The organism is Hoeflea sp. 108, assembly GCF_000372965.1.
GTDB lineage: Bacteria > Pseudomonadota > Alphaproteobacteria > Rhizobiales > Rhizobiaceae > Aminobacter.
This window is the reverse complement of record NZ_KB890024.1, coordinates 3,979,891-4,005,617: the sequence shown is the minus strand read 5'-3', so window position 1 is coordinate 4,005,617 and position 25,727 is coordinate 3,979,891. Positions and strand designations below refer to the sequence as shown.

Annotated in this window: 24 protein-coding genes; 15 read left to right on the top strand and 9 right to left on the bottom strand. The window is 64.8% G+C overall.

Annotated features, from left to right (window positions below):
* Window positions 1-54: 54 nt before the first annotated feature.
* Window positions 55-1,503 (top strand): aldehyde dehydrogenase family protein, encoded by a 1,449-nt coding sequence (locus tag B015_RS0119825; RefSeq protein WP_018429485.1) that lies wholly within the window; start codon window positions 55-57, stop codon window positions 1,501-1,503.
* An 80-nt stretch (window positions 1,504-1,583) separates the two neighbouring features.
* Here B015_RS0119825 and B015_RS0119820 read toward each other — a convergent pair whose 3' ends face one another.
* From B015_RS0119820 to B015_RS0119810, 3 genes are all read right to left on the bottom strand, one after another.
* Complete coding sequence (locus B015_RS0119820; RefSeq protein ID WP_051091984.1) at window positions 1,584-2,255, bottom strand: MBL fold metallo-hydrolase; 672 nt, start codon at window positions 2,253-2,255, stop codon at window positions 1,584-1,586.
* A 50-nt stretch (window positions 2,256-2,305) separates the two neighbouring features.
* Window positions 2,306-3,472 carry a diphosphate--fructose-6-phosphate 1-phosphotransferase gene (locus tag B015_RS0119815; RefSeq protein WP_018429483.1) on the bottom strand — a complete coding sequence of 389 codons (1,167 nt, stop codon included), beginning with the start codon at window positions 3,470-3,472 and terminating at the stop codon, window positions 2,306-2,308.
* A gap of 122 nt (window positions 3,473-3,594) precedes the next feature.
* The gene (locus B015_RS0119810) at window positions 3,595-4,290 is read right to left on the bottom strand and encodes a L,D-transpeptidase (RefSeq protein ID WP_081623568.1); all 696 of its coding nucleotides are present in this window, start codon (window positions 4,288-4,290) and stop codon (window positions 3,595-3,597) included.
* A gap of 226 nt (window positions 4,291-4,516) precedes the next feature.
* On the opposite strand from B015_RS0119810, the gene B015_RS0119805 reads away from it, so the two are divergent.
* From B015_RS0119805 to xylB, 3 genes are all read left to right on the top strand, one after another.
* A complete protein-coding gene (locus B015_RS0119805) occupies window positions 4,517-5,140 on the top strand; it encodes a LysE family translocator (protein ID WP_018429481.1) in 624 nt (207 codons plus the stop codon).
* A 15-nt stretch (window positions 5,141-5,155) separates the two neighbouring features.
* Entirely contained in the window at window positions 5,156-6,475 is a 1,320-nt protein-coding gene (locus tag B015_RS0119800) for a tetratricopeptide repeat protein (protein ID WP_018429480.1), read from the top strand.
* A 216-nt stretch (window positions 6,476-6,691) separates the two neighbouring features.
* On the top strand, window positions 6,692-8,143 hold the full coding sequence (gene xylB, locus B015_RS0119795) for a xylulokinase (RefSeq protein ID WP_018429479.1): 1,452 nt from the start codon (window positions 6,692-6,694) through the stop codon (window positions 8,141-8,143).
* Window positions 8,144-8,157: 14 nt separating this feature from the next.
* On the opposite strand, the gene B015_RS0119790 is transcribed toward xylB, so the two are convergent.
* On the bottom strand, window positions 8,158-8,517 hold the full coding sequence (locus B015_RS0119790) for a nuclear transport factor 2 family protein (RefSeq protein WP_018429478.1): 360 nt from the start codon (window positions 8,515-8,517) through the stop codon (window positions 8,158-8,160).
* Between the two features lie 151 nt (window positions 8,518-8,668).
* On the opposite strand from B015_RS0119790, the gene xylA reads away from it, so the two are divergent.
* From xylA to B015_RS34150, 5 genes are all read left to right on the top strand, one after another.
* The gene (gene xylA, locus B015_RS0119785) at window positions 8,669-9,994 is read left to right on the top strand and encodes a xylose isomerase (protein WP_018429477.1); all 1,326 of its coding nucleotides are present in this window, start codon (window positions 8,669-8,671) and stop codon (window positions 9,992-9,994) included.
* A gap of 124 nt (window positions 9,995-10,118) precedes the next feature.
* Window positions 10,119-10,604: a GNAT family N-acetyltransferase gene (locus B015_RS0119780; RefSeq protein WP_018429476.1), complete on the top strand. Its 486-nt coding sequence runs from the start codon at window positions 10,119-10,121 to the stop codon at window positions 10,602-10,604.
* A gap of 112 nt (window positions 10,605-10,716) precedes the next feature.
* Window positions 10,717-10,947: a hypothetical protein gene (locus B015_RS0119775; RefSeq protein WP_018429475.1), complete on the top strand. Its 231-nt coding sequence runs from the start codon at window positions 10,717-10,719 to the stop codon at window positions 10,945-10,947.
* 50 nt (window positions 10,948-10,997) lie between these two features.
* Window positions 10,998-11,363, top strand: a complete 366-nt coding sequence (locus tag B015_RS34155; protein ID WP_081623506.1) for a hypothetical protein — start codon at window positions 10,998-11,000, stop codon at window positions 11,361-11,363.
* 145 nt (window positions 11,364-11,508) lie between these two features.
* Window positions 11,509-11,766 (top strand): HAD hydrolase-like protein, encoded by a 258-nt coding sequence (locus tag B015_RS34150; RefSeq protein ID WP_157632787.1) that lies wholly within the window; start codon window positions 11,509-11,511, stop codon window positions 11,764-11,766.
* On the opposite strand, the gene B015_RS0119755 is transcribed toward B015_RS34150, so the two are convergent.
* Window positions 11,763-12,743: a GlxA family transcriptional regulator gene (locus B015_RS0119755; RefSeq protein WP_026227513.1), complete on the bottom strand. Its 981-nt coding sequence runs from the start codon at window positions 12,741-12,743 to the stop codon at window positions 11,763-11,765. The genes B015_RS34150 and B015_RS0119755 overlap by 4 nt on opposite strands.
* 78 nt (window positions 12,744-12,821) lie before the next feature.
* On the opposite strand from B015_RS0119755, the gene B015_RS0119750 reads away from it, so the two are divergent.
* The 6 genes from B015_RS0119750 to B015_RS0119720 all read left to right on the top strand — a co-directional run bounded on the left by B015_RS0119750 (window position 12,822) and on the right by B015_RS0119720 (window position 20,385).
* Window positions 12,822-13,739, top strand: a complete 918-nt coding sequence (locus B015_RS0119750) for a 3-keto-5-aminohexanoate cleavage protein (protein WP_018429472.1) — start codon at window positions 12,822-12,824, stop codon at window positions 13,737-13,739.
* Between the two features lie 31 nt (window positions 13,740-13,770).
* Window positions 13,771-14,862: a carnitine 3-dehydrogenase gene (locus B015_RS0119745; RefSeq protein ID WP_026227512.1), complete on the top strand. Its 1,092-nt coding sequence runs from the start codon at window positions 13,771-13,773 to the stop codon at window positions 14,860-14,862.
* A gap of 3 nt (window positions 14,863-14,865) precedes the next feature.
* Entirely contained in the window at window positions 14,866-16,029 is a 1,164-nt protein-coding gene (locus B015_RS0119740) for an acyl-CoA dehydrogenase family protein (protein ID WP_018429470.1), read from the top strand.
* A gap of 81 nt (window positions 16,030-16,110) precedes the next feature.
* Window positions 16,111-18,297 (top strand): acetate--CoA ligase family protein, encoded by a 2,187-nt coding sequence (locus B015_RS0119735; RefSeq protein WP_051091983.1) that lies wholly within the window; start codon window positions 16,111-16,113, stop codon window positions 18,295-18,297.
* A gap of 116 nt (window positions 18,298-18,413) precedes the next feature.
* Window positions 18,414-19,196: a carnitinyl-CoA dehydratase gene (locus tag B015_RS0119730; protein ID WP_018429468.1), complete on the top strand. Its 783-nt coding sequence runs from the start codon at window positions 18,414-18,416 to the stop codon at window positions 19,194-19,196.
* Window positions 19,197-19,443: 247 nt separating this feature from the next.
* The gene (locus B015_RS0119720) at window positions 19,444-20,385 is read left to right on the top strand and encodes an alpha/beta hydrolase (RefSeq protein WP_018429466.1); all 942 of its coding nucleotides are present in this window, start codon (window positions 19,444-19,446) and stop codon (window positions 20,383-20,385) included.
* Window positions 20,386-20,583: 198 nt separating this feature from the next.
* Here B015_RS0119720 and B015_RS0119715 read toward each other — a convergent pair whose 3' ends face one another.
* Genes B015_RS0119715 through B015_RS0119700 form a run of 4 tightly spaced genes read right to left on the bottom strand, consistent with a single transcriptional unit; the run spans window position 20,584 to window position 25,658 of the window.
* Complete coding sequence (locus tag B015_RS0119715; protein ID WP_026227511.1) at window positions 20,584-22,266, bottom strand: ABC transporter ATP-binding protein; 1,683 nt, start codon at window positions 22,264-22,266, stop codon at window positions 20,584-20,586.
* Window positions 22,259-23,089, bottom strand: coding sequence for an ABC transporter permease (locus B015_RS0119710; protein ID WP_018429464.1), 831 nt, complete (start codon window positions 23,087-23,089; stop codon window positions 22,259-22,261). The genes B015_RS0119715 and B015_RS0119710 overlap by 8 nt, the downstream gene beginning before the upstream one ends.
* A 9-nt stretch (window positions 23,090-23,098) precedes the next feature.
* Window positions 23,099-24,058: an ABC transporter permease gene (locus B015_RS0119705; RefSeq protein WP_018429463.1), complete on the bottom strand. Its 960-nt coding sequence runs from the start codon at window positions 24,056-24,058 to the stop codon at window positions 23,099-23,101.
* Between the two features lie 16 nt (window positions 24,059-24,074).
* Window positions 24,075-25,658, bottom strand: a complete 1,584-nt coding sequence (locus B015_RS0119700) for an ABC transporter substrate-binding protein (protein ID WP_018429462.1) — start codon at window positions 25,656-25,658, stop codon at window positions 24,075-24,077.
* Window positions 25,659-25,727: the final 69 nt, after the last annotated feature.

The following is a 25,727-nucleotide window of genomic DNA, read 5'->3' as shown; positions in this document are numbered from 1 at the left end:
GGACACGGCTGTCGCATGCGCCGGTCTAGAACACTGTCAAACAGGGAGCCTGCCATGCTGCGCAAGACGAAGTTCTTCATTGACGGAAAGTGGGTCGCGCCCGATGTGGCGAAGGAGCTCGAGGTTATCAATCCTGCCGACGAGCAGCCCTTTGCGGTGATTTCGTTGGGTTCCGCCGCCGATGTCGACAAGGCCGTTGAGGCCGCACAGCGCGCCTTTCCGTCGTGGAGCACGACGAGCCGCAAGGAGCGGCTTGCCCTGCTCGAAAAGCTGCTCGCCGCCTACAACAGGCGCATGCGCGACATGGCCAATGCCATCTCGGCCGAGATGGGCGCGCCGATGAAGCTGGCGCTCGAATCCCAGGCGGCCTGCGGAGCCGGTCACATCAAGAGCTTCATCGAGGTGCTGCAGAAGTTCGAGTTCGAGGAGGCGCTGGACGAGAAGAACCCCGGGGAGCGCATCGTGCGCGAGCCGATCGGGGTGTGCGGCCTGATCACGCCGTGGAACTGGCCGATGAATCAGGTGACGCTGAAGGTGGTGCCTGCACTTGCCGCCGGCTGCACGGTGGTGCTGAAGCCGTCGGAGATCGCACCGATGTCCTCCATCGTCTTTGCCGAGATGATGGAGGAAGCCGGCTTCCCGGCCGGTGTGTTCAACATGGTCAATGGCGACGGCCCGAGCGTCGGCGAGGCGATGTCGCGCCATCCGGGTATCGACATGATGTCGTTCACCGGCTCGACTCGCGCCGGCATCGCCGTGACCAAGGCCGCGTCCGAGACGGTCAAGCGGGTGACCCTGGAGCTTGGCGGCAAGTCGCCCAACATCGTCTTCGCCGATGTCGATCTGGTGGATGCGGTGACGCGGGGGCTCGCCCACTGCTTCGAGAACACCGGCCAGTCGTGCAATGCGCCGACGCGCATGCTGGTCGAGCGCCCGGTCTACGACAAGGCTGTCGACATCGCCGCGAAATACACCGCGACGGTCAAGGTCGGCGATCCCTCTGAAGATGGCGACCATATTGGCCCGCTGGTCTCGGAAATGCAGTTCGACAAGGTGCAGGGGTTGATCGAGGCCGGCATGAAGGAAGGCGCGCGTGTCGTTGCCGGCGGGATCGGCCGTCCCGAGGGCTTTAACCGTGGCTATTTCGTGCGGCCGACGGTCTTTGCCGACGTCAACAACGAGATGCGTATCGCCCGTGAGGAGGTGTTCGGCCCGGTGCTGGCCATGATCCCGTTCGAGACCGAAGAGGAGGCAATCGCCATCGCCAATGACACGCCCTACGGCCTGTCGGCCTATGTGCAGTCGGCGGACAAGGCGCGCGCCCAGCGTGTCGCGCGCAAGCTCAGGGCCGGCATGGTGCAGATCAACGGCACCGACCGCCCCTATGGCAGCCCCTTCGGCGGCTACAAGCAGTCGGGCCTCGGCCGCGAGGGCGGCAAATGGGGGCTTGAGGACTTCCTCGAGGTCAAGGCGATCAGCGGGTTCGAGGAGGGGCTGGGCTGACATCCAGCGGGTCGTTGATCTCTACCATGCAAGTAGGTCCCCCTCACCGGCGAGGGGGGCTTGGCGCAATTTGAAGACCCTTATTCCTCATTCCGTCTCAGATAATCCTCTGCGATCTCGCGCATCCTGGTTCCGTCGATGCTGTCGGCGTGGCCGCCGTGAGCGATGCGAACCGGCAGGCCAATGAGCCGGCGCATGGTGGCGCAATAGGCTGTGCGGTTGGAATCCGGCATGTCGTCGACCAGGAAGCCGCCATGGATGGCGTCGCCCGAAAACAGCGTGCCGTTAAGTTCGTCGAACAGGCCGATGGACCCGGGCGAATGTCCGGGCAGGTGCAGCACGGTGAAGCTGCGGTCGCCGAGATCGATGACGTCGCCCTCGTCGAGCAGGCGCTGAAGTGGCGCCGGCGCGATCATGTAGTCGGCCGAGTGCCAGTCCGGGCAAGGCAACTCCGAAACCGCACCGGGGAAGTTGCGGAACATGTTGGCGTAGGTGGCCTCGTCCGGCATCGTTTCAAAGAATGAAGCCTCGATGCGCGGGCCAGCCCGCCAGCCAAATTCATGCAGCGAGCCGACATGGTCGAGATGGACGTGGGTGGCGACAGCGAGCAGCGGCTTGCCCTGTGTCGTCTCGATTTCGGGCGCAAGCGGGCAGATGCCCATACCGGTGTCGACCAGCAGGTCAATGTCGCTGCCGCGCACATGCCAGATGTTGGCGCGGCAATAATCGGTGACGAATGGCTCGGTCAGCATCGTCGTCGTGGTGTCGACGATGCTTTTCGAGAACCAGCCGGGGCGGCGGATCAAACGAAAGGCCTGCCGATATTGAAGCGGCCGGGCACCAGCCGGCGCAGATAGTCCATGCCCTTTTCCGACAGGTGGTTGGTGTCTTTCAGCATGAAGTCGTTGGGCATGTGGCGCGTCTTGCCGGCGACATTGGCGAGCGGCACCAGGCGGATCACTGTCTTGCCGTTTTCATATTTCAGCGCCACCGAACCGCCGCCCTTGTCGGCCGCCTCGACGGCGAAGGCGCCAGCGTCGAAGGCTTCCTGTGCATCGACGGCGTTGACCGCGCCGATATAGCCACGCGGCATGTAGCCCAGCGCATCGACGCGGGCGCGCTTGCCGGGCAGGCCTTCGGCCAGCGCCTGTTCGAAGGCACGCGGCAGATCGCTGCCCGACAGCTTGATGTTGCCGTGGGCGTCGCGTTCCAGCTTGTCCGCCGGCACGATGCTCTCGACCAGCGCGCGGCCGTCCTCTGTCGTAACGCCTTCAGAGACGGCAACGACGCAGCGGCGGTGGCGGGCGAGCGATGCCTTCACGTCGTCGATGAAGCGCGGCACAGAGAAGGCGCGCTCGGGCACGTAGACGAGGTGCGGGCCGTCGTCGTCATCCTGGCGCCAGGCAGCGGCGGCGGCGGTGAGGAAACCGGCATGGCGGCCCATGACGATGCCGACATAGATGCCGGGCAGGGCGCGGAAATCGAGGTCGACCGACAGGAAGGCGCCGGCGACGAATTCGGCGGCCGAGATGAAGCCCGGCACGTGGTCGTTTTCCTCAAGGTCGTTGTCGATGGTCTTGGGCGCATGCACGAAGGCGATGCTGCCTTGGGCAGCATCGCTCAGGATCTGCTGGGTGCCGGCGGTGTCGTTGCCGCCGATATAGATGAAGGCCTGCGCGTCGGCCTTCTTGAGGCCTTCGAGGATCACGTCGCAATAGGCGGCGTCGGGCTTGTCGCGGGTGCTGCCGAGCGCGGCACTCGGGGTTGCAGCGATGCGCAGGAGCTGCTCCTCGGCAATGTCGGTGAGGTCGACATAATCGCCGTCGCGAATGCCGCGGACGCCGTGGCGAGAGCCCAGTATGCGCGCCTTGGGGTGGCGGCGACGGATTTCGAGCACCGCGCCCGCCATCGTCTGGTTGATGACAGCGGTGGGCCCGCCGCCCTGGGCTATCACGAATGTCGAGGGCATGATGGTCGTCCTCCCAAGGGTGCCGTTTTTCGGCACATTCGCCCTTCTTATCTCAGGACGCAATGGGCAGATCGAGCTAGATTGAAGCTGTTACGCCGGGAAACGGATTTCCCGGCACAGGCTCAGCCGACGACGACAGGGGTCTTGCCGTTGACGCGGCTGTAGAGGTCGATGATGTCCTGGTTGATCAGGCGCACGCAGCCCGAAGACATGGCCTGGCCGATGCTCCACCATTCCGGCGAGCCGTGGACGCGGTAGCCGGTGTCCTGGCCGTTCTGGAAGATGTAGAGCGCACGCGCACCCAGCGGATTGTCGAGGCCGCCGGGCTGGCCGCCGGCCCACTTCACGAGCTCCGGCTTGCGCGCGATCATCTCGCGCGGCGGTGTCCAGGTCGGCCACTTCTTGCCGTACTGGATGTTGGCGCGGCCGGACCAGCGGAAGCCGTCGCGGCCGATGCCGACGCCGTAGCGGATGGCCTCGCCACCGGGCTGGACGAGATAGAGGAAACGTTCGTCGAGCTTGACGACGATGGTACCAGGAGCCTCGCCAGTCGGATCGACCACGATCTGGCGGCGATATTTGGGATCGACCTTCTTGTAGGGCACCTCAGGCAAGGTGAAGCCCTCGTCGGTGAACGAGGCATACATCACCTCGGGGCCGGTGACCTGCTTGTCGACGCTGATCTGCGGACGGATCGAACCGGTTGACGTGGTGTCCAGGCCCATGGCCGGAAGTTCGAAATCCATGCTGCGGCTGCAACCGGCGAGCAGGCCGGCGGCGCCGAGGCCGAACAGCACCTTGCGGCGTGATGCGATCATGGGTTCGGGGCGGTCGTTCGGGCCGGAGACCGGCGAAGCAGGCGATTTCGACACGGCACAATTCCACTCGTTGTACAGGGATCGGATGCATGGCGAAGTCCGACCAATAGGCGGCATTTTCACCATTCATGGTTGAGAAAGAGTGAATATGACGTGCCGCCCGTTAAGGGCTTTACAAGCGCGCGGAGCCGGAGCTTGATCCCGCTTCCAATGAAGGAGAGTTGTCATGTCGTTTGAAAGCTGGGTCGCCTTCGCTGCTGCGTCCGCGGTGCTTCTCGTCATTCCTGGCCCCACGATCCTGCTGGTCGTATCCTATGCGCTCGGCCAGGGCTGGCGCACGGCGTTACCGATGGCCGTCGGCGTGGCGCTGGGCGATTTCACCGCCATGACGCTTTCGATGCTGGGCATCGGCGCGCTGCTTGCAGCCTCGGCAACAGTCTTCACCATCGTCAAGTGGATCGGTGCGGCCTACCTTATCTATCTCGGCATCAAGCTGTTCCGCGCCGGCGGCACGCTCGACGCCAAGCCGCGCACCGATGCCGCGTCCGCCGTCAAGATGATGGCGCATGCCTGGATCGTCACGGCGCTGAACCCCAAGAGCATCACCTTCTTCGTCGCGTTCCTGCCGCAGTTCCTTGACCGCAACGGCGATTTCTGGACGCAGATGCTGATCTTTGAGCTGACCTTCCTGACGCTCGCCTTTGCCAATGCCTTCGGCTACGCGCTGGTGGCAGCTCGTGCCCGCAGCGTGGTGTCCAATCCGCGTGCGATCCGCATCTTCAACCGCACCGGGGGCACGCTGCTAGTCGGCGCGGGCATTGCCGCGGCTGCCGCGCGCTCGGGGCACTGAGGATTATTGGCCGTGATGAAGGATCGGCTCGGGCTCACGCTTTCAGGGGCGGACGAGACTGCCGCCGCCCATTACGAGCGCGGGGTAAGCGAACTCCAGCGCTTCGTAGGCGATCCGGTCGGCTCGGCTGACAAGGCGATTGCTGACGCGCCCGACTTCGTCATGGCGCATGTGCTGAAGGGCTGGCTCTATGGCCTGTCCACCGAACGCGAGGCGATGGCGATCGCGCGGGACTGCCATGCAGTCGCTGCCGGGCTCGCGGCAACGGCCCGCGAACAGGCGCATGTCGCGGCCCTCGGCCGTCTTGTCGACGGGCACTGGCACGATGCAGGCCATATCCTCGCAGAATTGACGGCGGAGCATCCCACCGATGCCCTGGCGCTGCAGGCCGGACACCAGATCGACTTCTTCACCGGCAATGCCCCGATGCTGCGCGACCGTATCGCCAGGGCGATGCCCGCGTGGGACAGCGGCATGCCCGGCTATCACGCCATCCTTGGCATGCAGGCCTTCGGCTTCGAGGAGATGGGCGATTATGCGCGTGCCGAAGCGCTGGGGCGCGAGGCGGTCGGGCTGGAACCGCGCGACGGCTGGGCCCAGCATGCGGTGGCGCATGTGATGGAGATGCAGAGCCGCCAGCGCGATGGCATCGCCTGGATGCGTGGCAACACCGAAGCCTGGACGAAGGATAGCTTTCTTCAGGTTCACAACTGGTGGCACCTGGCGTTGTTTCACTACGACCTCGGCGAGACGGGCGAGGTGCTGGCGCTTTATGACGGGCCGATCTACGGCGCGCAGTCGAAGCTGGCGCTCAACATGGTCGACGCCTCGGCGATCCTGTGGCGGCTCAATCTCGGTGGCGTCGATGTGGGGGCGCGCTGGGCCAGTCTTGCCGCGAATTGGGCACCCAAGGCGGCCGCCGGCAACTACGCCTTCAACGATGCGCATGCGATGATGGCCTTTGTCGGCGCCGGGCTCGAAGCGCCTGCGAAGGCGATGCTTTATGCCCAGCGCGAGGCGATCGCCCGCGATGACGACAATGCCGCCTTCACAAGGGATGTTGGCCATCCCATTTCACTGGCGATCAAGGCCTTTGGTGAAGGGCGCTATGGCGAGACCGTGCGGCTGCTCGAGCCGGTGAGATCCATCGCCCACCGCTTTGGCGGCAGCCACGCCCAGCGCGACGTGATCGATCTGACGCTGATCGAGGCGGCATTGCGCGACGGCAACGATGCGCTTGCCGTGAAGCTCGCCTCCGCGCGCAACCACGCGCGGCCGGCAAGCCCGCTGTCAGGCCTGTTCGTCCAGCGCGCTGCACTTCTGGCGCATGGCTGACTGAGGTCGAAAGCGCGCCAGCGAGGCGTCCGATTTATTTTTTACGAGTTCCGAAATAAATATCGACCCGACCCCGCAATGTTTGCTAATAAGCAGCGTCCGTCGGAGGAACGGGAAGTTGGCTTAGCCGTTTTCACCTGTTGGTGATGAAGGCCGGCCAGTGCGTGAGAGGATGGGCGCAACCAGCGTCCGCGTCGCTCATTCGGGAGGAATGGCATGTATCTCGGGCTTGATCTCGGCACATCTGGCGTGAAGGCGCTGCTGATGGATGCCGACCAGAAGATATCAGGCTCCGGCCATGGTTCACTCGATGTCTCCAGGCCGCATCACGGCTGGTCCGAGCAGGAGCCTGCCGACTGGATCCGCGCCACCGAGGAGGCGATCGCCGAACTCAAGGCGGCACATCCGCGGGAAATGGCTGCCGTGCGTGGCATCGGCCTGTCGGGCCAGATGCATGGCGCGACGCTGCTCGATGTCGCGGGCAAGGTGCTGCGCCCCTGCATCCTCTGGAACGACATGCGCAGCTTTGCCGAGGCGGCCAGGCTCGACGCCGATCCACGTTTCCGCAAGATAACAGGCAACATCGTTTTCCCCGGCTTCACCGCCCCCAAGCTTGCCTGGGTGAAGGCCAACGAGCCCGAAATTTTTGCCCGGGTGGCGAAGGTGCTGTTGCCCAAGGACTATCTCAGGCTCTGGCTGTCGGGCGAGTACATTTCCGAAATGTCCGACTCCGCCGGTACCTCCTGGCTCGACGTGGCAGTGCGGCGCTGGTCGCCAGAGCTTCTGAGCGCCACAGGTCTCGGCACCGAGCACATGCCGTCGCTGGTCGAGGGCACTGATCGAGCCGGGACGCTGCGCAGCGAACTGGCGGCGAAATGGGGCATGGGGCAGGGCGTGGCGATCGCAGGCGGTGCCGGCGACAACGCGGCTTCAGCCTGCGGCATGGGCACGGTCAAGCCAGGTGCTGCCTTCGTGTCGTTGGGCACTTCTGGCGTGCTGTTTGCCGCCAACGGCGCCTACCTGCCCAATCCGGAAAGTGCCGTCCACACCTTCTGTCACGCGCTGCCGCAGGCCTGGCACCAGATGGGCGTTATTCTGTCGGCGACGGATTCGCTCAACTGGCTGAGCGTGATCACGGGCAAGGATGCGGCCGAGTTGACCGGCGAACTCGGCGACGAACTGCGTGCTCCCACCGGCGTCACCTTCCTGCCTTATCTGTCGGGCGAGCGCACCCCGTACAACGATGCGGCGATCCGCGGCTCGTTCATCGGTCTCGCGCACGAGATCGACCGCGCGGGCTTGACCCAGGCCGTGCTCGAAGGTGTGGCCTTTGCTTTCCGTGACAGCCTGGAAGCCCTGGCCACGGCCGGAACGACGCTGACACGCGTGACCGCCATTGGCGGCGGCTCGCGTTCGCGTTACTGGCTGAAGTCGATCGCCACCGCACTCGGCCTGCCGGTCGACATTCCTGCCGACGGCGATTTCGGCGCGGCCTTCGGGGCCGCGCGCCTCGGTCTCATCGCAGCCGAAGGCGCCGACCCGCACCAGGTCTGCACGCCGCCTGCAACTGCCGAAACCATCGAGCCGGTGGCGGCGCTGGCAGGCGCCTATGACGAGGCCTACCAGCGTTACCGCAAGCTCTATCCGGCGATCCGGGGGACGATGTGAACGCCCAGGCCAGATCAGCCCGGCACCTTGTCGAGGAAGCCGGTGATGAGGCTCAGGCGCCCGTCCTTCAGGGTGGCGAAGTCGGAGCCTTCGATCACGGCTTCCGCGCCGTCAGGGCCGAGGCCCCAGGAAAAGCGGATGTTGTCGCCGAAGCCATCGGCCTTGCCCTTCAGCTTGAAGCGGAAGCCGGGGAATTGGCTGTGCACGCCCGCGATCAGCGTATCGATGCCAGCGTGGCCGTCGCCCTGCATGATCGGGTCGCGATAGCTCACGCCCGGGGCGAAGGCAGCGTCGACAAGCGCCTTGCGGGCGGCCGCATCGGTTTCGTTCCAGGCGGCGAAGTAGGCTTCGGCGATTGCGTTGTAGTCGGTCATTTCTGCTCTCCGTCAGGTTCGTCTTTGACAACGCGACCCTTTTCGCAGCAGCTCCGACTGAAACCAATTACGTCTCAGGTAATCGAATACGGAAATTCGGCGACTGCCCCGTGAGGGGCGGTCATGCGTACTCACTGAAAGGAGTTCTCCCATGAGCACCGGCTATTTCGGCGACATCAAGCCTGTCCGCTACGAAGGCCCCGACAGCACCAATCCGCTGGCCTATCGCCACTACAACGCCGACGAGGTGGTGCTGGGCAAAAGGCTGGAAGACCATCTGCGCTTCGCCGTCGCCTATTGGCACACATTCGCCTGGCCGGGCGGCGATCCGTTCGGCGGCCAGACCTTCGAGCGGCCCTGGTTTGCAAAGACTGGGTTCGGCGAGACGATGGAGAACGCCAAGCTGAAGGCTGACGTCGCCTTCGAGCTGTTCTCGCTGCTCGGCGTTCCCTATTACTGCTTCCACGACGCCGACGTGCGGCCCGAGGGTGCCAACTTTACTGAGAGTGCAAAGCGCCTCGACGAGATCGCCGACCATTTCGAAGCCAAGATGGCCAAGACCGGCGTCAAGCTGCTCTGGGGCACTGCCAATCTGTTCTCCAACCGCCGCTTCATGGCTGGCGCCGCGACCAACCCCGATCCCGACGTCTTTGCCTATGCGGCAGCGACGGTGAAGCACTGCATCGACGTCACCAAACGACTCGAGGGCGAGAACTACGTGCTGTGGGGCGGCCGCGAGGGCTATGAGACACTGCTCAACACCGACATGGGCCGCGAACTCGACCAGCTCGGCCGTTTCCTCAACCTTGTCGTCGACTACAAGCACAGAAGCGGCTTCACCGGCACCATCCTGATCGAGCCGAAGCCGCAGGAGCCGACCAAGCACCAGTATGACTACGACGTCGCCACCGTCTACGGCTTCCTGAGGAAGTACGGGCTGGAGAAGGAGGTGAAGGTCAACATCGAGCAGGGTCACGCGATCCTGGCCGGCCACTCCTTCGAACACGAGCTGGCGACCGCCAATGCGCTCGGCATCTTCGGCTCCATCGACATGAACCGCAACGACTATCAGTCGGGCTGGGACACCGATCAGTTCCCCAACAACGTGCCCGAGATGGCGCTGGCCTATTACCAGGTGCTGCTGGGCGGCGGCTTCAAGACGGGCGGCACCAATTTCGACGCCAAGCTGCGCCGCCAGTCGCTTGACCCTGAGGACCTGCTGGTCGCCCATATCGGCGGCATGGACGCTTGCGCCCGTGGCCTCAAGGCAGCTGCCAGGATGATCGAGGACAAGGCTCTGTCAGGTCCGCTCGACGCCCGCTACGCCGGCTGGAACTCGACGGAGGCCAAGGCGATGCTTGCGGGCGAACGCAGCCTCGAACAGATCGCCGCGCGCGTGGTCACCGATGGCATCGAGCCGCAGCCGAAGTCGGGCCGGCAGGAATATCTGGAGAACGTCGTCAACCGCTACGTCTGACGGCTTCGAACCGCGATGAATGATGGCGCCGGCCCCAGGGCTGGCGCCATTTTTTGTACACGCTGTCCGATGTTCAAAGGCAGGGCCGATGCTAGACGGACGCCTCAAGAGCAGGAGCGACAGCATGGACAAGCGTAACATCCTGGTGCGGCCGGCGAAGACAGCTGATTTCGCCCAAGTGAAGCAGGTGTTGGCCGACACGTTCGAAAGCACCTGGCGGCCGGAAATCAGCGCGGCGTCGGCCGGGCGCTATCTCTCATCCGATATCGGCGGCCGTTATGTCGATCAAAATGGTCTCGCCTTCTGGGTGGCCGAAGTCGACGGCCGTGTCGCCGGCATGGTCCACTGGAGCGGCGACTTCATAGAGGCGCTGCATGTTGCGGGGGCCTATCAGCGCCTTGGCCTCGGCCGGCAGCTTCTGGCGCGGGCAGAGCAGGAGATCGGCAAGGCCGGCTTGGAAAAAGTGCGGCTTGAAACCGACACCTTCAACCAGCAGAGCCAGACCTTCTACCGCGCCATGGGTTATGCCGAGACGGCGCGTTATCCCGACGAGGAGTGGGACAGCGGGCTGACCACCATATTGTTTGAAAAACCGCTGGTTGCGGGCTGAGGAACCGGCCAGGACTCGGCCTGATTGAGCCCGGCGGCGGCGCACACGCATGCCCCTGAATTGCCTCTTTCTCGCCCTTAAGAGGCCCGTCGAATCAGTGACTTAGCGTCCCATGAGACGGGAACAAAAGACTTTCACCAAAGATATCCATGACCCGGCGATCGATGCCCTGTTGAACACATCAGGGGATGCTTCGTTCGTCGACAGGCTGATGGCGTTGCCGCCGCCACTGGAGCCTGAACTGTCCGACGAGTGGACCCGGGCCGTGACGACGCGGCTTGAGGCCGTGCTGGCGCAGAGCATGCGCGCGCATATCGATACCGATGGTCGCGCCGTGGCCTGATCCCGACAGAGTGGTTTGACTGAGGGGGCGGGGACCGCCATGCTCCTCGCATGATACGCGCGGTTCTGCTCGACCTCTCGGGCGTCGTTTATGACGGCGATAGACCGATCCCGGGTGCTGTCGCGGCCATCGGGCGGCTTCGCGCCGAGGGCCTGCCGATCCGCTTCGTCAGCAACACGACGAGGTCGCCGCACCGGGCGATCGTTGCCCACTCGCGAGCCTTGGTGTTGCAGTCGACCGCGACGAGCTGTTCACCCCGGCGCGTGCCGCGGTCGATTGGCTCGCACGCGAAGGCTGCTCGGCGTATCTCCTGGTGCATCCCGATCTCGTGCCCGAATTCGCCGGCAACAAGTTTGGTGACAGGAGGGCGGTGGTGGTCGGCGATGCTGCCGAGGCCTTCACCTATGCGGCGATGAACGCCGTCTTCCGGCAACTGATCGACGGTGCCGAATTCCTCGCGCTTGCGGTCAATCGCACCTTCAAGGATGCCGATGGCGGGCCAGTCTCGATGCCGGGGCTTTCGTCGCAGCACTGGAATTCGCTGCCGGCAAGCAGGCGACGGTGCTGGGCAAGCCGTCTCGCGACTTCTTCCATGCCGCACTGGCCGGGTTGGATTGCCCGCCTGGTTTGGCGGTGATGGTCGGCGATGACGCCGAAAGCGACGTGTGCGGTGCCTTGAAGGCGGGGATCGGAACAGCCCTTCTGGTGCGAACCGGCAAGTACCGCGCTGGAGACGAAAGCCGCTACGCGCCGCATCCGACCGCCGTTGTCGACGATCTCGAGGCGGCGGTCGAGTGGATCCTCGCCCGTAGAGGTTAGCCCTTGCGCATCCTCACCGGTGCGGTGCCGAAGGCTTTCGAAAAGCTGCGGGAGAAGGCCGCGGCTGATGAAAATCCAGTGCGCTCCGCAACCTCGGCCATGCTGACGCGCGTGTCGACCACGAGCCGGCGCGCGGCGCTCAATCTCAGCCTGAGATAATAGGCCCCCGGCGTCTCGCCAATCGAGGCGCGGAAGATGCTTTCGAGCGTGCGCGCCGTCACGCCGGCGCGTTTTGCAATCGCGGCAATCGTCAGCGGCTGGTCAACATGCGCTTCCATCAGCCGGATCGCCTGGGCGAGGCGCGGGTCGTAGCCGTCGAGCCGGCCGAGCGAGACCAGCGGCTGTGCGTCGGTGGCGGCGCGCGACTGGTCGTAAATGAAGACGCTGGCGACATCGAGCGCGGTCGCCATGCCCAATCGCGAACGCACCAGATGCAGCATCAGGTCGAAAGTGGGGGCGGCGCCGCCCGAGGTGAAGACCGGGCCGTCGATGATGTAGCGGTCGGGGCGAACCTCGACGTCGGGAAAGGCAGAGGCAAAATCCTCCATGTCTTCCCAATGGGTGGTGGCGGCGCGGCCTTCCAAGAGCCCGGCGCGAGCGACCAGCCACGTGCCGGCCTCGATGCCGCCTGCGGCACGCGCCTTGCGGGCGCAGCGCCTTATGCCGCCGAGCAGCTTTGACGTGGCGTAGCCTTGCGTTCCGAAGCCGGCGATGACCATCAGCACGTCGCAGGCCCCGTCGGGGTCGAAGGCACCGGAGACTGCCACCGGCAGGCCGCAGGTGGTGATGGCCGGCTCGCCGGTGCTCGACACCAGCCGGTAGTCGAACAGGATTTCGCCCGAGACACGGTTGGCGGCGCGCAGCGGGTCGACGGCCGACGCCACACACATGATGGACGCGCCGGAGAAGACCAGCATCGTCACCTTGAGCGGTGTACGTTCTTCGCGAAAGATTGTCGGCTTTTCGCTTTTTACCATTTGCCTTTCGTAAAACGCAAAACAAGCCAGCGCAAGCAGCGCAATCATGGGTTCGGAATTGCTGCTGGGAGGAATGCGATGCCGCTCGAAATGAACCGCGAGGTCTTCATTACCTGTGCCGTGACCGGGTCCGGCGGCACGCAGGATCGCAGCCGGCTGGTGCCGCGTTCACCCAAGGAAATCGCCGACTCGGCCATCGAGGCAGCCAAGGCCGGTGCGGCCATCGTCCATTGCCATGTCCGTGACCCCGAGACCGGCAAGCCTCGCCGGGACATCCATCTTTACCGTGAGGTGACCGAGCGCATCCGCGAGGCAGACGTCGACGTGGTGCTGAACCTGACCGCCGGCATGGGTGGCGACATGGTGTTTGGCGACGTCGAAAACCCGCTGCCGCTGAAGCAGGCCGGCACCGACATGGGAGGTGCCACGAACCGCGTCGAGCATGTGCGCCAGTGTCTGCCCGAGATCTGCACGCTCGACTGCGGCACGATGAACTTCGCCGAGGCCGACTATGTCATGACCAACACACCGGGCATGCTGCGCGCCATGGGCGGCATGATGACCGCGATGGGCGTGAAGCCGGAGATTGAGGCCTTCGACACCGGCCATCTGTGGTTTGCCAAGCAGCTGGTGGAGGAGGGCGTGCTGGCGCCCGACGCACTGGTGCAGCTGTGCATGGGCGTGCCGTGGGGTGCGCCGGACGATCTCAACACCTTCATGGCGATGGTCAACAACGTGCCGAAGAGCTGGACCTTCTCGGCCTTCTCGCTAGGCCGCAACCAGATGGCCTATGCCGCTGCCGCGGTGCTCGCCGGCGGCAATGTGCGCGTCGGCCTCGAGGACAATCTCTGGCTCGACAAGGGCGTGCTCGCCACCAATGCGCAGCTGGTCGAGAAGGCGGTTACAGTCGTCGAGACCCTGGGTGCCAGGGTCATCGGGCCCGAAGAGGTGCGCAAGAAGCTCAACCTCGTGAAGCGCGCGCCGCTGGCGGTCTGATCGCTGACAATCTGCCGGGAGGGGCATGCTCATGAACACAATTTCCAAAGCAGCCGCCATTGGCGGCGGGGTGATCGGCGCGGGCTGGGTGGCGCGGCTTTTGCTCAACGGTATCGACGTGTCGATCTTCGATCCCGATCCGGAGGCCTCACGCAAGGTCGGCGAGGTGATGAAGGGCGCGCGGCGCGCCTACAGGCAGATGGTGCCAGGCGGCCTGCCCAAGGAAGGCAAGCTGACCTACGCCAAGACCATTGCCGAGGCCGTGGCCGACGCCGACTTCATCCAGGAAAGCGTGCCTGAGAGGCTCGACCTCAAGCACAAGGTGCTGGCCGAGATCGACATGCACGCGCCGGCCAATGCGATCATCGGCTCGTCGACCTCGGGTATCAAGCCGTCCGACATGCAGGTGGCGATGAAGAAGCACCCTGAAAGGCTGGTGGTCGGCCATCCGTTCAACCCGGTCTATCTCCTGCCCATCGTCGAGATCGTCGGTGGTAGCAAGACCTTCCCCGAGGCCATCGAGGTGGCCAAGGAGATCTATTCCTCCATCGGCATGAAGCCCGTGGTCATCCGCAAGGAGATCGAGGCCTTTGTCGGCGACCGCCTGCTGGAAGCGGCCTGGCGCGAGGCTTTGTGGCTGATCAAGGACGGCATCTGCTCGGTCGAAGAGCTCGACGACATCATGCGCTACGGCTTCGGCCTGCGCTGGGCCCAGATGGGCATGTTCCAGGTCTACCGCATCGCCGGTGGCGAGGCGGGCATGCGCCACTTCATGGCCCAGTTCGGCCCGTGCCTGGAGTGGCCATGGACCAAGCTGATGGATGTGCCGGAGTTCAACGACGAGCTGGTCGACTTGATCGCCGGCCAGTCCGACGACCAGTCGTCGAAATGGTCGATCCGCGAGCTGGAAAAGATCCGCGACGACAATCTGGTCGCAATCATGGATGCGCTGTCGAAGCAGAACAAGGGCAAGGGCTGGGGCGCCGGTGCGCTCTACAAGGACTACACCAAGCAGCTCGCCTCCCAGGCCAAACCCAAGGTTTCGAAAGCTGCTGAAAAGGCCAAGGCGAGCAAGCCGGTGAAGAAGGCGGCGAAAAAGGCTTCGGCCAAGAAGAAGGGCTAAGCCATGCATTTCGGTCTGTCCGAAGAACAGCAGCTGATCGTCGACACGACGCGCGCCTTCGTCGAGAACGAGCTTTATCCGCATGAGCAGGAGGTCGAGCGCACGGGCCATCTCAGGCGCGAGCTGATCGAGGAGATCAAGGGAAAGGCGATATCTGCCGGGCTCTATGCAGCCAACATGCCATCAGATGTCGGTGGCGCCGGGCTCGATACGCTGACCTGGCTGCTCTACGAGAAGGAGCTCGGCCGCGCCAACTATGCGCTGCATTGGACCTGCGTGGCGCGCCCTTCGAACATCCTTCTCGCCGGTACGGCGGAGCAGCGCGAAAAGTACCTTTTCCCCTGTATCCGCGGCGAAAAATCGGACTGTCTCGCCATGACCGAGCCGGGCGCCGGTTCGGACTTGCGCGGCATGAAGGCGAGCGCCGTCGAACAGGGCGGCGACTGGGTGCTCAACGGCACCAAGCATTTCATCTCCCACGCCGATATTGCCGATTTCGCCATCGTCTTCATGGCCTCGGGCGAGGAGGACAGTCCCCGTGGCAAACGCAAGAAGATCACCGCCTTCTTCGTCGACAAGGGCACCCCCGGCTTCACCGTGCGGGAGGGCTACCGCAACGTCTCGCATCGCGGCTACACCAATTCGGTGCTGGAGTTCGACGACTGCCGGTTGCCGGCGAGCCAGATCCTTGGCGAGGTGCACAAGGGGTTCGAGGTCGCGAACTCCTGGCTGGGGGCCACCCGCCTGCAGGTCGGTGCAACCTGTCTCGGCCGTGCCGAACGCGCGCTTGGCCATGCCATCGAATATGCCGCCCAACGCGAACAGTTCGGCCAGCAGATCGGCAAGTTCCAGGGCGTGTCCTTCAAGCTCGCCGACATGGCAACCGAGCTCAAGGCGGCCGAACTGATGGTCATGGAGGCCGGCTGGAAATACGACCAGGGCACGGTCACCGACCAGGACATGGCGATGGCCAAGCTCAAGGCCACCGAGATGCTGGCCTTCGTCGCCGACGAGGCGATCCAGATCCATGGCGGCATGGGCCTGATGGACGACCTGCCGCTGGAGCGCATCTGGCGCGACGCCCGCGTCGAGCGCATCTGGGAAGGCACGTCGGAAATCCAGCGACACATCATTTCGCGCGCGCTGCTCAGAGCGGTGGGCGGATGATTTTGAGGCTGCGGAAGCGGCAGACAAGTTTGACCTTGCTCTTCGGGGCAGGGTGGCCCGCAGGGCCGGGTGGGGGTGGAAATGAGTAGCTCGACTTTGACCACCTCCACCCCGAAGCCTTCAGGGCGAACGCGGCTCGAGCGCCTGCTACGGCCGAAGTCGATCGCCGTGTTCGGCGGCTCGCAGGCGGCGGCGGTGGTCAAGCAATGCCTGAAGATGGGGTTTGCCGGTGACATCTGGCCGGTGCATCCGACTAAGGACGAGGTCGAGGGCATCAGGACTTACCGCTCGGTCGCAGAGCTGCCCGGTGCCCCCGACGCCGCCTTCGTCGGCGTCAACCGCTTCCTGACCATCGAGGTGATCTCACAACTCTCCGCACGCGGCGCAGGCGGGGCGATCTGCTTTGCCTCGGGCTTCCTCGAGGCTGGCAACGACGATGCCGACGGCGAGCGGCTGCAGGTCGAGCTGGTGGCGGCGGCCGGTGGCATGCCCGTCATCGGACCCAATTGCTACGGCCTGATCAACTATGCCGACGGCGCATTGTTGTGGCCCGACCAGCATGGCGGCCGGAGGCTCGCGACTGGCGGGCGCGGCGTTGCCATCATAACGCAGTCGTCCAATATCGCCTGCAACCTGACCATGCAGAAGCGTGGCCTGCCGGTGGCCTTCCTGATGACGGCCGGTAACCAGGCGCAGACCGGACTCTCCGAGATGGCGCTTGGGCTGATCGAGGACGAGCGCGTGTCGTGCCTCGGGCTGCACATCGAGGGGTTCGATACCGTCGACGGCTTCGAGCGGTTGGCGGCGCGGGCGCGCGAACTGAATAAGCCGATCGTCGCCATGAAGGTCGGCCGCTCCGAACAGGCGCGCAAGGCGACGATCTCGCACACCGCGTCGCTCGCAGGCTCCGACGCCGCATCGGATGCCTTCCTCAGGCGGCTCGGCATCGCCCGCGTCGACACCATCCCGTCGCTGCTCGAAACGCTGAAGCTGCTGCACGCGATTGGCCCGCTGCCCGGCTTCGCGCTGTCGTCGATGAGTTGCTCGGGCGGCGAAGCCTCCGTCATGGCCGACAGCGCCGAGGAGCGACGGCTGCGTTTCCCTGCACTGACGCCTGAGCACTATGCGAGGGTCAAGTCGACGCTCGGCGCCTTCGTGGCGGTCGCCAATCCGCTCGACTACCACACCTTCATCTGGAACGACGAACCGGCGATGACGGCCACCTTCACGGCGATGGCGTCGGGCGGCTTCGACCTCAACATGCTGGTGCTCGACTTCCCACGCAACGACCGCTGCTCGGATGCCGACTGGTGGCCGACCGTGCGCGCTTTCGAGGCTGCGCTGAAGGCCAATGGCGCGCGCGGCGCCGTGGTGGCGTCGATGTCGGAGAACCTGACCGAAGAGCATGCCGCCGACCTGTTTTCGCGCGGGATCGTGCCCTTGCAGGGGATATCAGAGGCAATGGACGCGGCGGAGGCGGCGGCGGCGATTGGCGAGGCCTGGGCCAGGCCGATTGCAGCATCGATTGGCGGTGGCACCTGCACACCTCTCTCCGGCAGGCCAGAGGGGGACGTTTCCCGAACCACCTTCGATGAAGCCGCCGCCAAATTCCTGTTGCGCGACGCCGGCCTTGCTGTACCGTCGGGCCGACGCGCGGCAAGCGTGACCGAGGCCATCTCAGCCGCCGAGGCGCTGGGATATCCCGTGGCGCTCAAGGCACTCGGCGTTGCCCACAAGAGCGAACTCGGTGCCGTCAGGCTGAATCTGAAAACCGCCGAAGATGTCGGCACGGCAGCGGCAGCCCTGCTGCCGCTCGGCTCCGGCCTCTATGTCGAAAAGATGGTCTCGGGCGGTGTCGCCGAGCTGATCGTCGGCGTCACCAGTGATCCGCTGTTCGGCCCTGTCATGACCATCGGTACCGGCGGCGTGCTGGTCGAAATCATCAAGGACAGCGCGACGCTGCTCTTACCGGCCTCGCGCAGCGAGGTGGAGGCGGCGCTGCAGGGGCTGAAGATGTATCCGCTGCTCGACGGCTATCGCGGCCGCGCGAGGGCGGATGTTGGTGCTGCCGTTGATGCGATCATGGCGATCGCCGGCTTCGTGTCCAATTATGTCGAGGCAATCGAGGAACTCGACATCAACCCGCTGATCGTCTGTGGCGAAGGGCAGGGAGCCTGGATCGCGGACGCGCTGCTGGTCGTGAATGGCCCCTCTGCCGGACTTTCTTTCGGTGAAGGACGGGGAGAGGCAAGCCGGCCGCAACGTTGACGCCTCCTTCGCCCCATTCTTCACGGCGAGAGGGCAAGGGCGAGGGGCTATCCCGCCCACGGCTTTGAAAGGCTTGCCCAGGCATAGGTCTGGGCAAGGGCAATGGAGGAAAAAAAATGTCCGACGTCGTGAAAACCCGCAGGGAAGGTGTGATCCTCGAGGTCACGCTCGACCGGCCCAAGGCCAATGCCATCGACCTTGCGACCTCGCGGCTGCTGGGCGAGACGTTCAAGGCCTTCCGTGACGATGACAGCCTGCGTATCGCCATCGTGAAGACGGCGGGCGAGAAGTTCTTTTCCGCCGGCTGGGACCTGAAGGCGGCGGCCAGCGGCGACGCGGTCGACGGCGACTATGGCGTCGGCGGCTTCGGCGGGTTGCAGGAGTTGCGTGACCTCAACAAGCCCGTGATCGCCTGCGTCAACGGCATGGCGGTCGGCGGCGGCTTCGAACTGGCGCTATCCTGCGACCTGATCTACGCCTCCGAGCATTCGAGCTTCGCACTGCCCGAGATCCGCGCGGGCACGCTGGCTGATGCCGCGACGATCAAGTTGCCCAAGCGCATTCCCTATCACGTGGCGATGGATCTTCTGCTCACCGGCCGCTGGATGGACGTGGCCGAGGCCCATCGCTGGGGCCTGGTCAACGAGGTGCTGCCGGCCGACAAGCTGGAGGACCGCGTCTGGGAGATCGCCCGCCTGCTCGCCGGCGGCCCGCCGCTGGTCTTCGCTGCCATCAAGGAGGTGGCCCGCGCCGCCGAGGTGATGGGCTTCCAGGAAACGATGAACCGCATCACCAAGCGGCAATTCGCAACCGTGGACGAGCTCTACGCCTCGGAGGACAATCTCGAGGGCTTCAAGGCGTTTGCCGAGAAGCGCGACCCGGTGTGGAAGGGGAGGTAGGGATAGGAGGCATGGTGGAGTTTCTTCGCGCCCCTTTCTGGTCTGCCGGCCATCTCCCCCATGAGGGAGGAGATCACTCGCGTTGGCCTCCCGCCATTTCCTGCGGCGCAAAAGGGCCTCGACTGGCTGGGAGACTTGCGATTGGACGAGAGGCCGATGGTGGCCTGATCTCCCCCCTCGAGGGGGAGATGGCCGGCAGGCCAGAGGGGGGCGTGACGAGGCGCGACCCCTGCCAAGGGCCCCTCCAATGACCGACTACGCCACGCTCATCGACGCCGAGACCTGGGCCTTCATCGAGCGGACCAATTCCTACTATCCGCCTGACACCATCGACTACACCATCGCCCAGCAGCGCGAGATCTACGACCGCATGTGCCGGGAGTTCTTCGCCGGCTACCCCGATGGCGTGACGGTCGAGACGACCGCCATTCCTGCGTCTGGGCGGGACGTGCCGATCCGCATCTACCGCCTTGCCGATAAGGCCCCGCAGGCGATGCTGCTCTATTTCCACGGCGGCGGTTTCATCCTCGGCGGGCTCGACAGCCATGATGACGTTTGCGCCGAGCTGTGCGGGCGCACCGGCTACGAAGTCGTGTCGGTCGACTACAGGCTGGCGCCCGAGCACAAGCATCCGGCTGCCTTCGACGATGCCATGGCCGCCTTCGAATGGGCCGCGACCAGATACGGCCAGCCCATCGTGCTCGCCGGCGACAGCGCCGGCGGCAACATCGCGGCCGCCGCCAGTCATGCGACGCGTGGGCACGCCAGGCGCCCGGTCGGGCAAGTGCTGGTCTATCCGGGCCTTGGCGGGGATCGGATGCGCGGCTCCTACATCGTCCATGCCGAGGCGCCGATGCTGACCATGCGCGACCTCGAATTCTACAAGGACATCCGCACCGGCGGCGAGGACCGTACCGGCGACATCACGCTGTCGCCGCTGGCCGACGCCGATTTCGCCAATCTGCCGCCAACAGTCGTCATCACGGCCGAATGCGACCCGCTGTCATCAGATGGCGAGGCCTACGGCGAACGCATAGTCGCTGCCGGCGGCAAAGCCTTCTGGTTCGAGGAGCCGGGACTCGTCCACGGCTACCTGCGCGCCCGCCACACCGTCCGCCGCGCCCGCGCCAGCTTCACGCGCATCGTCGATGCGGCGGCGGCGCTGGGGCGGGGTGAGTGGGTATGGTGACGAACTTCCTTCTCCCCGTTCACGGGGAGGTAAGATAGGTCCGCGCAGCGGACGAAAAGCCAAATACTTGGCTTTTCGAGTATCGAACGCCGGCAGTCGGATGAGGGGCGGCGCCCAGCTTTCCGGCATAGAGCTGCCCCTCACCCGGCCGCTTCGTGGTCACCCTCTCCCCGTAAACGGGGCGAGGGAAGGGCGGCATCAATTCCCAGCGCTCGCCATCCTGCGTCCGCCGATGGCCTTTTCCAGCCAGCCGATTTCCATTTCCGGCACCGACGACAGCAGCAAGTCGGTATAGGCGTCGAAGGGCGGCTTCAGCACTTCCGACTTTGGGCCGTAGCGTACCACCTCGCCGCGATACATGACGGCGATGGAGTCGGCGATGGACTTCACCGTCGCCAGATCGTGGGTGATGAACAGATAGGCGACGCCTTCCTCGGCCTGCAGTCCGAGCAGCAGCTTGAGGATGCCGTTGGCGACCAGCGGATCCAGAGCGCTCGTCACCTCGTCGCAGATGATCAGCCTCGGCTTGGCCGCGAGCGCTCGCGCGATGCAGACACGCTGCTTCTGGCCGCCTGACAGTTCGGCCGGATATCGGTCGATGAAACCGCGGCCCATCTCGATCTTGTCGAGCAGTTCGGCGACCCTGGCATCGCGCTCCTTGCCGCTCATGCCGAAATAGAATTCCAGCGGCCGGCCGATGATCGTGCCCACAGTCTGGCGCGGGTTCATCGCCACGTCGGCCATCTGGTAGATCATCTGCAGCTCGCGCAGGTCGTCGCGGGTGCGGTCGGCGAGGCGATTGGACAGGGTACGGCCGGCAAAGGTAATGCTGCCCTGCTCGGGCGGCAACAGGCCCGTGATGGCGCGCGCAAGCGTCGACTTGCCAGAGCCGGATTCGCCGACGACGGCCAGCGTCTGGCCGGGCAGGATGTCGACCGAGACGTTCTTGAGCACCTTGATCTTGCCGCCGCCATAGGCAGCCGTCACGTCTCTGACCGAGAGGAAGGGGGCCGCGCCCGGTTTCTTTTCCTGATGCTCGATCTCGTGCACGGAGACGAGTGCCGAGGTGTATTCCTGGCGGGGCTCCTTGATGATCTGGCGCGTGCCGCCCCATTCGACCAGCCGGCCATGGCGCAGCACCATGATCTCGTCCGATACCTGGGCGACGACGGCTAGGTCGTGGCTGATGTAGAGCGCTGCCACGCCGGTGTCGCGGATGGCCTCCTTGATCGCCGCCAGCACGTCGATCTGGGTGGTGACATCAAGCGCCGTCGTCGGCTCGTCGAAGACGATCAGGTCGGGCTCGGAGCACAGCGCCATGGCTGTCATGACGCGCTGCAGCTGGCCGCCGGAAACCTGGTGCGGGAAGCGCTTGCCGATATTCTCGGGGTCGGGAAGACTGAGCTTCCTGAACAGCGCCACGGCGCGTTTCTCGGCCTCCTCGCGGGTCGTAACCCCATGCAGGATCGAGGCTTCCACCACCTGGTCCATCAGGCGATGGGCCGGGTTGAAGGCCGCCGCCGCCGATTGCGCAACATAGCAGACCTCACGGCCACGCAGGGCGCGCACGCCTTGCGTGCCGGCCTTGAGGATGTCGCGGCCGTTGAACACGACCTCGCCGCCGGTGATGCGCACGCCGCCGCGGCCATAAGCCATGGACGACAGGCCGATGGTCGACTTGCCCGCACCGGACTCGCCGATCAAGCCGAGCACCTGGCCGCGCTTGAGGCTGAGCGACACGTCGTGGACAAGCGTAATGGTGCGCGGCGCCTCGCCGGGCGGGAACACCTTGGCCTCGATCCTGAGGTTGCGGATGTCGAGCAGCGTGTCGGAGCCGTTGGTGCCGGGTTTTGCCTTGGCCTCCATTTTGGCATCAGCCATTGCCGCGTCCTCCCTTGAGATCGGTGGTGCGGTTGAGCACCCAGTCGGCGACGAGGTTGACCGAGATTGCAAGGGCTGCAATCGCGGCGGCGGGGATCAGGGCTGCGGGAATGCCAAAGACGATGCCGTCCTTGTTTTCCTTGACCATGCCGCCCCAGTCGGCATCCGGCGGCTGCACGCCGAGGCCGAGGAAGGACAGCGCAGAGAGGAACAGCACGGCATAGATGAAGCGCAGGCCGAGTTCGGAGACCAGCGGCGACAGCGCGTTGGGCAGGATCTCGCGGAAGATGATCCAGGCCTTGCCTTCGCCGCGCAGCTTGGCCGCCTCGACAAAGTCCATCACGTTGATGTCGACCGCCACCGCCCGCGACAGGCGGTAGACACGGGTGGCGTCGAGGATACCCATGACCAGGATCAGCGTGAGCAAGGTCGAAGGCAGGACCGACAGCACGACGAGCGCGAAGATCAGCGTCGGGATTGCCATCAGCAGGTCGACGAAGCGCGACATGGTGGTGTCGAGCCAGCCGCCGACGGTGGCTGCGGTAAAGCCGAGGATCGAACCGAGTGAGAACGACAGCGCGGTTGCCATCACGGCGATGAAGATCGTCGTGCGGGCGCCATAGATCATGCGTGAGAGCAGGTCGCGGCCGAGATTGTCGGTGCCGAGCCAGAACTGCGCGCTTGACGGCGCCCAGACGTCGCCGACGATTTCGGCCTTGCCGTAGGGGGCAACCCAGGGCGCGAACAGGGCCGCGAACAGGAAGCAGGCGGTAAGGACCAGTCCGATCCAGGCGCCCAGGGAGATGCGTTTGAAATCGAGCATGGCGCCGTCCTATTTCGGGTGCCGGAGGCGCGGGTTGGCGATGATGGCGGCGATGTCGGCGACCATGTTGAGACCGATATAGACCGCAGCGAAGATCAGTCCCACCGCCTGCACCACGGGCACGTCGCGCTTGGCGACATGGTCGACGAGATATTGCCCCATGCCGGGATAGACGAAGATGACTTCGATCACGACGACGCCGACGATGAGGAAGGCGAGGTTGAGCATGACCACGTTGATGATCGGCGCAATGGCATTGGGGAAGGCGTGCTTGCGGATGATGTCGAAGGGCGACAAGCCTTTGAGCTCGGCCGTCTCGATATAGGCCGACTGCATGACGTTCAGGATCGCTGCGCGCGTCATGCGCATCATGTGGGCGAGCACGACGAGCGTGAGCGCCGTTGCCGGCAGGGCGATCGCCTTCATGCGCTCGAGGAAGGGCATGCCGTCATAGACGGTGGAGATGCCGGGGAAGATCTGCCACTTCACGGCGAAGAAATAGACGAGCAGGTAACCGACGAAAAATTCCGGCAACGAGGTCGAGGCAAGCGCCAGGCCGGAGATGGTCTTGTCGATGAAACCGTTGCGGTAGCGCACCGCAAGCAGCCCGAGCAGGATGGCCAGCGGCACGGACACGACGGCCGCCCAGAAGGCGAGGAACAGCGTGTTCCAAAGGCGCGGGCCGATGGAGGCGGCGATGTCCTGCCGGCTCGACAGGGCCGTGCCGAGGTCGCCCGTCAGCACGCCGCCGAGCCACCTGAAGTACCTGATATAGGCCGGGTCGTTGAGCCCGAGGGACTCCCTGAGGTTGGCGAGCGCCTGGGGCGTGGCCGACTGGCCGAGAATGGATTGGGCGACGTCGCCGGGCAGGATCTGGGTGCCGGCGAAGATCAGGACCGAAACGGCCAGAAGCAGGAGAAGGCCCAGCGCAATGCGCTGGGCGATCAGTTTCAAGATCGGGTTGGACATGCCGCCGGCGCCTTGCTCAGGCGTTCAGCCAGCACTTCGACAGCGCGTAGCCGCCCATCATCTCCTGGTTGCCGTCATCGACCCAGCCGCCGACCTTGCCGCTGGTGGCGTCGATGAAGTCATTGAACATCGGCGTGATGACCCCGCCTTCGTCGCGGACGATCTGGCCCATGTCGGCATAGAGCTTCTTGCGCTTGTCCTTGTCGAGTTCGGCGCGTGCTGCAAACAGCATCTTGTCGAAGTCCTCGCGGAAGAAGCGCGTGTCGTTCCAGTCGGCCTTGGAGTAGTAGGCGGTGGAATACATCTGGTCCTGCGTCGGGCGCCCGCCCCAGTAGGAGGCCGAGAAGGGCTGCTTGTTCCAAACTTCCGACCAGTAGCCGTCGCCCGGCTCGCGCTTGACCTCGAGCGTGATGCCCGCCTTGGCGGCACTCTGCTGGTAGAGCTGGGCGGCATCCACGGCGCCGGGGAAGGCGACGTCGGAGGTGCGCAGCAGCACCGAGCCGGAATGGCCGGATTTCTTGTAATGGAAGGCGGCCTTGTCGGGATCGTACTTGCGCTGCTCCATCTCGGTGAACAGCGGATAAGCCTTGTTGATCGGGGTGTCGTTGCCGACCGAGCCGTAGCCCATCAGGATCTTCTGCAGCATCTCCTCGCGGTCGAGCGCATATTTCAGCGCCAACCTGAGATCGTTGTTGTCGAAAGGCGCGGTGTTGCAGTGGGCGATGAAGACATAGTGGCCGCGGCCGGCGACGTTGCGGATGACAACGCCGGGCACGCGCTTGATCAGCTCGACGATCTTCGGTTCGACGCGGTTGATAATGTCGACCTGGCCGCCCTGCAAGGCAGAGGTACGGGCCGTAGCGTCGTTGATGACGATGATCTCGATCTGGTCGGCGAAGCCGCGGTCGTCGCGCCAGTAGTTGGCGAACTTCTCGCCGCCAAGGCGCACGCCGGCCTCGTTGACGGTGACCTTGTAGGGCCCGGTGCCGATGCCGGCATCTGGCTTGTCCTTGCCGCCGTTCGGCTGGATCATCAGATGGTAGTCGTCGAGCAGGAAGGGCAGGTCGGCATTGGCGTCCTTCAGCTCGAAGACGACGTTCTGGCCGTCCTTCTTGACCGAGGCGATGCCGCCCATCAGGCCGAGTGCACCTGATTTCGCCTTCTCGTCGGAATGGCGCTCCATGGTCGCCACCACGTCGTCAGGCGTCATCTCCTTGCCGTTGTGGAACTGCACGCCCTTGCGGATCTTGAAGGTCCAGGTCTTGGCGTCGTCGGATGCGCCCCATTCTTCTGCAAGGGCAGGGTGCACTTCGCCGGTCGGCGAAATCTGCACGAGCTGCTCGCCCCACTGGCGGCCGAAGAAATAAGGCACCTGGCTCGACCAGGATGCCGGGTCGAGGCTGTCGGTGGCAGCACCCCCTTGCATGCCGGCGCGAAGGGTGCCGCCCTTGACAGGGCCTTCGGCCCTGGCGGCATTGGAAAGCAGCGTATTGGCGAAGGCTGCGGAGACACCGAGGGCTGCGGCGCGACCCAGAAAGTCGCGCCGGTTCAACTTGCCTTTGGCGACACGGCTGCTCAGGAATTCAAGTTCATTGGACATTGGAAGCTCCTCACTCTGGCGGTCGGTTATTGCTCGACTTCTGATGGCAATATTGACCGTAACGTAAGG

Bases quoted from the DNA above. Each gene is read 5' to 3' on its own strand.
- B015_RS0119825 (WP_018429485.1), top strand. From the start codon at position 55: ATGCTGCGCAAGACGAAGTTCTTCATTGACGGAAAGTGGGTCGCGCCC.
- B015_RS0119820 (WP_051091984.1), bottom strand. From the start codon at position 2,255: ATGCTGACCGAGCCATTCGTCACCGATTATTGCCGCGCCAACATCTGG.
- B015_RS0119815 (WP_018429483.1), bottom strand. From the start codon at position 3,472: ATGCCCTCGACATTCGTGATAGCCCAGGGCGGCGGGCCCACCGCTGTC.
- B015_RS0119810 (WP_081623568.1), bottom strand. From the start codon at position 4,290: ATGATCGCATCACGCCGCAAGGTGCTGTTCGGCCTCGGCGCCGCCGGC.
- B015_RS0119805 (WP_018429481.1), top strand. From the start codon at position 4,517: ATGTCGTTTGAAAGCTGGGTCGCCTTCGCTGCTGCGTCCGCGGTGCTT.
- B015_RS0119800 (WP_018429480.1), top strand. From the start codon at position 5,156: ATGAAGGATCGGCTCGGGCTCACGCTTTCAGGGGCGGACGAGACTGCC.
- xylB (WP_018429479.1), top strand. From the start codon at position 6,692: ATGTATCTCGGGCTTGATCTCGGCACATCTGGCGTGAAGGCGCTGCTG.
- B015_RS0119790 (WP_018429478.1), bottom strand. From the start codon at position 8,517: ATGACCGACTACAACGCAATCGCCGAAGCCTACTTCGCCGCCTGGAAC.
- xylA (WP_018429477.1), top strand. From the start codon at position 8,669: ATGAGCACCGGCTATTTCGGCGACATCAAGCCTGTCCGCTACGAAGGC.
- B015_RS0119780 (WP_018429476.1), top strand. From the start codon at position 10,119: ATGGACAAGCGTAACATCCTGGTGCGGCCGGCGAAGACAGCTGATTTC.
- B015_RS0119775 (WP_018429475.1), top strand. From the start codon at position 10,717: ATGAGACGGGAACAAAAGACTTTCACCAAAGATATCCATGACCCGGCG.
- B015_RS34155 (WP_081623506.1), top strand. From the start codon at position 10,998: ATGATACGCGCGGTTCTGCTCGACCTCTCGGGCGTCGTTTATGACGGC.
- B015_RS0119755 (WP_026227513.1), bottom strand. From the start codon at position 12,743: ATGGTAAAAAGCGAAAAGCCGACAATCTTTCGCGAAGAACGTACACCG.
- B015_RS0119750 (WP_018429472.1), top strand. From the start codon at position 12,822: ATGCCGCTCGAAATGAACCGCGAGGTCTTCATTACCTGTGCCGTGACC.
- B015_RS0119745 (WP_026227512.1), top strand. From the start codon at position 13,771: ATGAACACAATTTCCAAAGCAGCCGCCATTGGCGGCGGGGTGATCGGC.
- B015_RS0119740 (WP_018429470.1), top strand. From the start codon at position 14,866: ATGCATTTCGGTCTGTCCGAAGAACAGCAGCTGATCGTCGACACGACG.
- B015_RS0119735 (WP_051091983.1), top strand. From the start codon at position 16,111: ATGAGTAGCTCGACTTTGACCACCTCCACCCCGAAGCCTTCAGGGCGA.
- B015_RS0119730 (WP_018429468.1), top strand. From the start codon at position 18,414: ATGTCCGACGTCGTGAAAACCCGCAGGGAAGGTGTGATCCTCGAGGTC.
- B015_RS0119720 (WP_018429466.1), top strand. From the start codon at position 19,444: ATGACCGACTACGCCACGCTCATCGACGCCGAGACCTGGGCCTTCATC.
- B015_RS0119715 (WP_026227511.1), bottom strand. From the start codon at position 22,266: ATGGCTGATGCCAAAATGGAGGCCAAGGCAAAACCCGGCACCAACGGC.
- B015_RS0119710 (WP_018429464.1), bottom strand. From the start codon at position 23,089: ATGCTCGATTTCAAACGCATCTCCCTGGGCGCCTGGATCGGACTGGTC.
- B015_RS0119705 (WP_018429463.1), bottom strand. From the start codon at position 24,058: ATGTCCAACCCGATCTTGAAACTGATCGCCCAGCGCATTGCGCTGGGC.
- B015_RS0119700 (WP_018429462.1), bottom strand. From the start codon at position 25,658: ATGTCCAATGAACTTGAATTCCTGAGCAGCCGTGTCGCCAAAGGCAAG.